Annotated in this window: 2 protein-coding genes; both read left to right on the forward strand. The window is 45.2% G+C overall.

Annotation, left to right across the window (positions count from 1 at the left end; genetic code table 11):
- Positions 1 to 138 precede the first annotated feature (138 nt).
- Positions 139 to 1176: an acyltransferase family protein gene (locus tag KKE17_06775; GenBank protein MBU1709692.1), complete on the forward strand. Its 1038-nt coding sequence runs from the start codon at positions 139 to 141 to the stop codon at positions 1174 to 1176.
- A 37-nt stretch (positions 1177 to 1213) separates the two neighbouring features.
- Positions 1214 to 2394: AMP-binding protein (locus KKE17_06780; GenBank protein MBU1709693.1), on the forward strand; the 1181-nt coding region annotated here is incomplete at its 3' end.

The following is a 2394-nucleotide window of genomic DNA, read 5'->3' on the forward strand; positions in this document are numbered from 1 at the left end:
AGATGTGGCTCCTAAATTAACAAATGTTGAGAGCATTACTGTCTGAAAAACCTGTAACTGTCAGATCAGGTCTGAACTACTAAATAATTTCTACCCGCAAGACTTGCGGATAGAAACTTTGTACACTAAATGTTCATTATGCGGATATATTGGATAGACACGGCAAAGGCCCTGGGTATCATTTTCGTCTTGTTCGGGCATACCAAGGGGATTGATCCTTCAATAAAAAAATATCTCTACAGCTTTCATCTGCCGCTCTTTTTCTTCCTGTCTGGCTACCTGCTGAAAGAAAAATATCTGTCCGGCAGCTTTAAAAATTATTTCACAAAAAACCTGCGAAATATCGTCATTCCGTATCTTGCTTTCTGGGCGCTCTCTTATCCATACTGGGTCTTGAACGGTCTTGTAAAAAAGCAGCTCAACATTAACGACATCTCTATCTTCTTCAAGCCCTTATTCGGTCTCATTTACGGAACAGATGCACGCCTCATATCAAATGACGTCTTGTGGTATTTCACCTGTTTATTCTGTACGACAATCATTTTTTACTGGGTCGCCAGATTAAACTATCCATTAAGAATTGCCCTTCTCTTCCTCCTTGGTATTCTTGGGCCCGCGTTGCCTGATTTAATCGGCTTCAGACTTCCCTGGAACCTGGAAGTCTCGTTTGTTGCGGTGGTTTTCTTTGGGACCGGCCATTTTTGCTCTGACCTTGAATTCAAACAAATCAACCATAATCCTTTATCACAGTCCATAACCGCCAGTTTGCTGGCTGTTACTTTCCTGGTCTCTGTCACGCAAAATACTGCTGTGAATCTGAGCGGAATGAAATTCGGCAATCTCGGGTATTTTTATCTTGGTGCATTTTCAGGGATTTCCTTAACAATCCTTTTATCACGGATGATCCCGCATAATCACATCCTGGACTGGATTTCCCGAAACACGATCATCATATTCCCATTGCATATTGTGATCTTCAGTATTTTTACCGGAATAGGCGTATTGTTTCTGAATCTTGACCCTGAATTCAATAAAACAAGTACGCTGAGCTGCTTCGTCTATACTTTTGGTGCAATTATCACATGCATCCCGATAAGTTATCTGATACGGAATTATACACCGTGGATAATAGGTCTTCAGCGGGAAAAGACTGCTCTGTTAAAACCCGTTTCTTGAAAAAAAACCGGCAAATCCGCAAAACATAAATAAGAATATGAACCGGAAAGAACCCAGCCAGAATCCTTTATTTCACGTGGTCATCAACAATGAGGGGCAATACTCTCTCTGGCCGGCCGGTGAGAAAATCCCGCCTGGTTGGCAAAAGACCGCCTTTGCCGGGAATAAAGAGGAATGCCTCGCCTTTATCCAGAGGGAATGGACCGACATGACCCCGCGAAGCCTGCGGGAATTTGCCCCAGATCCATCCGCCAGAACATATCAGGACAATCAGCAAGACGGATTGGCCCATCATTTTTTTGTAGAGCAGGCAGCAAAAACTCCTGACGCTATTGCTGTGGTATTTAAGGATCAGCAAATCACCTATAAGGATCTCCATCACTACTCAAATCAGATCGGCAATTACCTCCAGGAAATCGGTGTCACACCTGAAAAGGCCGTGGGTTTATGCGTTGGTCGTTCCATTGAAATGATTGCCGGCTTTCTGGGCATTCTGAAATCTGGGGGTGTTTATGTGCCTTTGGACCCGTTGTACCCTGCTGAACGTCTCAAAACCATGATCCATGAATCGCATTTGACTGCCCTGCTCGTTCAGGAAGAATTCCTGGCAGATCTTGCAGTGACAACTGCCTGCATCTGCTCTATTGACCGGGACCGGGAGCTTATCGCAAAAAAGAGCATTGAAAATGTGGAATCCCCAATAACCCCACAAAATCTTTCGCATATAATCTTTACATCCGGGTCCACCGGCACCCCCAAAGGGGTGATGATGCCGCATGCGACTCTTTCCGCAAACCTCACTGGCTTCATGGACAAAGTAAAAATCCATCCCGAAGATCGTTATCTTCACACCGCATCCCTTGCCTTTACATCTTCATTGCGGCAGATTCTCGCTCCATTATCATGCGGCGCCAGGATTGTCATTGCTGATCAGGAGCAAAGAACAAATCCCCTGGCGCTTTTCACATTGATAAACACCGAGAAGGTGACGATCTGGGATACGGTTGCGCCCTTCTGGGAGACCTGCACAAAATCCCTTCTGCAAAAAAGTCCGGCAACCAGGAATGAATTTCTGGAAAACAGCCTCAGACTGATCCTTTCAAGCGGCGGCGAACTGCCGCGCTCCCTTATTCAGACCTGGAGAGAATTATCAGCAAAAAAAGTGCGCCTTCTTAATATGTACGGCCAGACCGAGACCGTCGGCAATATTCTCATCTA

This window comes from Pseudomonadota bacterium (assembly GCA_018823135.1).
Classification (GTDB): Bacteria; Desulfobacterota; Desulfobulbia; order Desulfobulbales; family CALZHT01; genus JAHJJF01.